Genomic DNA, 5164 nt, shown 5'->3' on the forward strand with positions numbered 1-5164 from the left:
ATCGGACTGATCCAGCTCACATCGCCATGATCGGGATCCGCCTCGTCAATGCCGACGATGCGGATCTTCCTTTCCTCTCCGCGCTGGTTGGCATAGAGCACCGTCGCGCCGAAGAAAACCTGATCCGTCTCGGGATGCGACTCGGGGTCCACCACCTCCGCGGATTCGATGCGCTTGTTGAGGAAGCGGATGCGGCGGTCGATTTCGCGGAGACGCTTCTTGCCGTAGAGATAGTCGCCGTTCTCGGAGCGGTCGCCGTTGCTTGCCGCCCACGAGACGACATTCACGATCTCCGGGCGCTCGACATTGACGAGATGCTCACGCTCGTCGAGGAGTCTGCGGTAGCACTTCGGCGTCATGTAGTTCTTCGTGTTGGGAGGCAGCCCCGGAAGCTTCACCTCGTCGTCATCATCTTCAGCCATTGCGCGTCCCCTGTCTGATACCGCCCGTTCAGGAGGATCAGATCTCAAAAGCAAAAAACCGAGACGCCCCTTCTGAGACATCTCGGTTTCGGAATCTGGTGGTGGAGAAGAGGAGGATCGAACTCCCGACCTCTGCATTGCGAACGCAGCGCTCTCCCAGCTGAGCTACTTCCCCGTACCGGAGGAGGTGAATTCTGCCCTGCTTTTCTCTTCTTGGCAAGTCCTTTCAATGCAGATACCACAAATACGGTACGACCGTCTGAAAAATTGGCGGTGGAGAAGAGTGGATAGAGTTCCTGACCTCTGCATTGTCGCCATAATGATGCTCATGCAGAAAATCGACTTCCACTTCAACGTTCCCGACCGCCTCCGGTACGCCTGCCTGGTCGCCCGCACCGTCTATCGGCGCGGTCTCACGCTGGCGCTCTGGACCTCGGATGCGAAGCGTCTGAGCACGCTCAACCAGATGCTCTGGAGCTTTGATGACCTGGCCTTCCTGCCCCACGTCCCTGCGAACCACCCGCATGCGAAAGACACGCCGATCCGTCTCTCAACCGATCTGAGCGCCCTCGAGGGGGATGTGCTGCTTCTGCTTGATGACTACCTTCCGCAGGACTGGAAGACCGAGTTCGGACGCTTCGAGCGCATCATCGACGTGGTGAGCACCGATCCTGTGGAACTGCCCCTCTCCCGCGACAGGTACCGCAGCTACAAGGCGCAGGGCGTTGAACTCGCAGCCTACGACCGACGTCAGTAGACTTAAACTTTTCCAACTTTCTCATTTTCTGAGTCAGAGAATTTTCATGACCCGACAGGAACCAGTCATCGGCACCGAGTCCGAGACCTGCAGGACTCTTACGGAACGCGTGCTTATCTCCTGGGGAGCACTGGAGCGCATCGCCGCCGGCCCCCGCGAACCGACGCTCGGACTTGAGCCCGCGTCCCCTGTCGAGACCGAGAGCGTACCGGCCGAAGCATCAGAGTCCGCCCCGAAGGATGACACCGCGCCCGCTGACGGTCAGGAAGCCTCTGCAGAACCTGCTCCGGTTCTGGTGCCTGTTCCCCATGAACCCCAGCCCCTCATACTTACGGATGCGGAGAAGAATGCGATCATTGAGCGCCTCGCGCCTCAGATCGAATCCTCCGTACGCCAGGGGCTTCATGACGCGCTGGAACTCGCCGTGTCGAACGCCGTCACGCGCATGAAGAGCGATGTGCAGCGCTCGCTCTCGCAGCAGGTCCTTCAGGCCGTCGACGAGAAACTGCGCGAGCTCGATCTCTCTGACCTTGTAAGGCGCTGACACGATTCTCCAGTACACCTTCAGGAGGACCCCATGACGCTTGGGCTCCTCCCCGGAGTTCGTGAGAAAATTGCAGAACTTCGCTCCCCTGTCGTGAACAGGAAAGCCTTCGCCCTCGTCCCCGCCCTTGCGGGTGTGACCTGAGGCGACCGAACGGATTCTTCCCCTGACGCCCTTGCAAGTGCATACCGCCGCAGATTCCGCGGATGCCTGAAGGGCGCAAAAAATTTTTCACCCCCATTTAAACACCATGACGGAACAGCAATCCCTGGAGCTCGCGAAGAGCTTTGAACCCAACGCCATTGAATCCCGCTGGTACCCCGTGTGGGAAAAGAGCGGCTACTTCCAGGCCGGCCTTGATCCGACGAAGCCCGCCTTCTCGATCCAGCTCCCGCCGCCCAACATCACCGGCATCCTGCACATGGGCCACGCCTTCAACCAGACGGTGATGGACACGCTCACGCGCTACCACCGCATGGCGGGCTACAACACGATGTGGCTCCCGGGCACGGACCACGCCGGCATCGCCACGCAGATCGTCGTGGAGCGCCAGCTCGAGAAGCAGGGCATCAAGCGCCGCGACATGAAGCGCGAGGATTTCATCGCGAAGATCTGGGAGTGGCAGAAGTTCTCCGGCGGCACGATCCTTGAGCAGATGCGCCGCATGGGCGACAGCGTTGACTGGGACCGCCTCTACTTCACGATGAACCCGAAGCTCTCGCGCGTCGTGATCGAGACCTTCGTCCGCCTCTATGAGGAAGGCCTCATCTACCGCGGCAAGCGCCTCGTGAACTGGGATCCGAAGCTGCAGAGCGCGGTCTCGGACCTTGAGGTCGAGAGCGAGGAGGCGAACGGCTTCCTCTGGGCGATCCGCTACCCCGGCGCCGACGGCTCCGAGGGCGTCGTCGTCGAGACGACCCGTCCCGAGACGCTCTTCGGTGACCAGGCCGTGGCCGTCCACCCCGATGACGAGCGCTACAAGGACCTCGTCGGCAAGACGCTCAAGCTTCCGCTCACCGACCGCGAAATTCCCGTCATCGCCGACAGCTACGTCGACCGCGAGTTCGGCTCGGGCTGCGTGAAGATCACCCCGGCGCACGACTTCAACGACTTTGAGGTCGGCCGCCGTCACAACCTCGAGATGCTCAACGTCCTCACGAAGACCGCGCGCATGAACGACAACGTGCCCGAGAAGTACCGCGGCATGGACCGCTATGAGTGCCGTCGCGTCGCGCTCGAGGACCTGAAGGCTCAGGGCCTGCTCCTCGCCGAGAAGCCCATCAAGCACATGGTTCCCCGCGTCTCCCGCACGGGCGAGATCGTCGAGCCGATGCTCTCCGAGCAGTGGTACATGGCCATGAGCAAGCCCGCTCCCGAGGGCACGCTCCAGCCGGGCAAGTCCATCGCCGAGGTGGGCCTCGAGGCCGTCGAGTCGGGCGAAGTGAACATCTTCCCGGCCGAGTGGCGCGGCGTCTACCGCCAGTGGCTCGAGAACATTCAGGACTGGTGTCTCTCGCGCCAGCTCTGGTGGGGCCATCAGATCCCGGCCTGGTACGACGAGGCGGGCAACGTCTATGTCGCCCGCAGCGAGGCTGAGGCACAGAAGCAGGCCGGCGAAGGCGTGAAGCTCACGCGTGACGAGGACGTGCTCGACACGTGGTTCTCGTCCGCGCTCGTGCCCTTCTCGACGATCGGCTGGCCCGACGCCGAGGGTGACGAGAAGATCGCCTACGACCTCTATCTCCCCTCGACCGTCCTTGTCACCGGCTATGACATCCTCTTCTTCTGGGTGGCCCGCATGGTGATGATGACGAAGCACTTCACCGGCCGCGCTCCCTTCAGCAACGTCTACATCCACGGCCTCGTTCGCGATGCCGAGGGCAAGAAGATGTCGAAGTCCGAGGGCAACACGCTCGACCCACTCGACATCATCCAGGGCATCGACCTCGAGCACCTGATCGAGAAGAACACCCGCGGCCTGCGCCAGCCCGAGAAGGCTCCGATCGTCGAGGCGAAGCTGCGCAAGAACTACCCGAACGGCATCGCCGCTCACGGCGCGGATGCGCTCCGCTTCACGATGGCCGCCTACGCCACGCTCGGCCGCAACGTGAACTTCGACCTCAAGCGCGCCGAGGGCTACCGCAACTTCTGCACGAAGCTCTGGAACGCCACGCGCTTCGTGCTGATGAATGTCGAGGGCAAGGACTGCGGCGTGGGCGAAACCGCCGGCGCGCCGATGGAGTTCTCCTTCGTCGACAAGTGGATCATCTCCGAGCTCGCCCGCACGACGAAGGAAGTGATCGCCGCCTACCGTGACTATCGTCTCGACAACGCCGCGAACGCCATCTACTCCTTCGTCTGGAACCAGTACTGCGACTGGTACGTCGAGCTCTCCAAGGTTCAGCTGCGCGGCTCCGAATCTGCCCAGCGCGCCACGCGCCACACGCTCGTGAACGTCCTTGAGACGGTGCTGCGCCTCGCTCACCCGATCATCCCGTTCATCACCGAGGAGCTCTGGCAGAAGGTCTCTTTGGTCGCCGGCGTCCGCGCCGCCGATCAGGAAACCTCGATCATGATCCAGGCCTATCCGAAGTACGACGAGGCCGCGATTGACGCCGAGGCCACCGCCCGCATGGCCGACATCCAGCAGATGATCGATCAGATCCGCAACCTGAGAAGCGAGATGAAGCTTCCGCCCTCGCAGAAGCTCCCGCTCCTCATTTCCGGTGACGCCGCTGCCTGCAAGGCCGCCGCTCCGTACCTCGAGCAGCTCGCCCGCGTCTCGCCTGTCACGCATGTCGAGAGCCTCGAGCAGGAGGCCAAGGGCTCCGTCGCGCCGGTGGTGATCGTCGGCGACTTCAAGATCATGCTTAAGGTCGAGATCGACATCAAGGCCGAGCGTGAGCGTCTCGAGAAGGAAGCCGCCCGTCTCACCGGCGAGGTGAAGAAGTGCGAGGGCAAGCTCAGCAACGAGCGCTTTGTCTCGAAGGCCCCGGCCGCCATCGTCGAGGTCGAGAAGAAGCGCCTTGCAGACTTCACCGCGCTTCTGGCCAAGGTGAACGAGCAGCTCGCCCGCCTGCCGCAGGCCTGATGAGCCGTGGGCGGCTCAGGCCGCCCGTTGCCAGAACCACAGGAAGGCTCCGAAGAGATTTCGGGGCCTTCCGTCATTTCCGGGGCACGGCCCTTGCCGTCAAGAGAAATCCCTTGAATATCAAGGGATGAAAATAAAAAAGGTTCTTCGCTGTTAAGAGTGGGTTGAGCTGAGGCTACCACCTTCGGGTTGTAGCTTCAGCAGACTTCGATAGAGCCCTTCATTCGCGGGTACGGACACAGCGAAGCGATGTCAAGTCCGCCGCAGACGAAGTAGATCATCGTCGCGAAGTACTCCTCCTGTCTTTGACAGCTTAAAGTCGAAAAAATTCTTATAGATCAGGTCGTTAA

At 61.8% G+C, this 5164-nt stretch carries 4 protein-coding genes and 1 tRNA gene; 3 read left to right on the forward strand and 2 right to left on the reverse strand.

What is annotated here, in order from left to right; translation table 11 throughout:
* Both Q4F91_RS12670 and Q4F91_RS12675 read right to left on the reverse strand, forming a co-directional pair.
* The coding region (locus tag Q4F91_RS12670) for a GreA/GreB family elongation factor (protein WP_303338093.1) at nucleotides 1-422 on the reverse strand (422 nt) is incomplete at its 3' end.
* A 99-nt stretch (nucleotides 423-521) separates the two neighbouring features.
* Nucleotides 522-597 (reverse strand) — tRNA-Ala (locus Q4F91_RS12675).
* A 153-nt stretch (nucleotides 598-750) separates the two neighbouring features.
* On the opposite strand from Q4F91_RS12675, the gene Q4F91_RS12680 reads away from it, so the two are divergent.
* The 3 genes from Q4F91_RS12680 (at nucleotide 751) to Q4F91_RS12690 (ending at nucleotide 4814) form a co-directional block, all read left to right on the forward strand.
* The gene (locus tag Q4F91_RS12680) at nucleotides 751-1179 is read left to right on the forward strand and encodes a DNA polymerase III subunit chi (protein ID WP_303338094.1); all 429 of its coding nucleotides are present in this window, start codon (nucleotides 751-753) and stop codon (nucleotides 1177-1179) included.
* A 46-nt stretch (nucleotides 1180-1225) separates the two neighbouring features.
* A complete protein-coding gene (locus Q4F91_RS12685) occupies nucleotides 1226-1723 on the forward strand; it encodes a hypothetical protein (RefSeq protein ID WP_303338095.1) in 498 nt (165 codons plus the stop codon).
* A gap of 250 nt (nucleotides 1724-1973) precedes the next feature.
* Nucleotides 1974-4814: a valine--tRNA ligase gene (locus tag Q4F91_RS12690; RefSeq protein WP_303338096.1), complete on the forward strand. Its 2841-nt coding sequence runs from the start codon at nucleotides 1974-1976 to the stop codon at nucleotides 4812-4814.
* Nucleotides 4815-5164 lie beyond the last annotated feature (350 nt).

It is taken from the genome of Sutterella sp., assembly GCF_030539355.1.
Taxonomy (GTDB): domain Bacteria; phylum Pseudomonadota; class Gammaproteobacteria; order Burkholderiales; family Burkholderiaceae_F; genus Sutterella.

Bases quoted from the DNA above. Each gene is read 5' to 3' on its own strand.
- Q4F91_RS12680 (WP_303338094.1), top strand. From the start codon at position 751: ATGCAGAAAATCGACTTCCACTTCAACGTTCCCGACCGCCTCCGGTAC.
- Q4F91_RS12685 (WP_303338095.1), top strand. From the start codon at position 1,226: ATGACCCGACAGGAACCAGTCATCGGCACCGAGTCCGAGACCTGCAGG.
- Q4F91_RS12690 (WP_303338096.1), top strand. From the start codon at position 1,974: ATGACGGAACAGCAATCCCTGGAGCTCGCGAAGAGCTTTGAACCCAAC.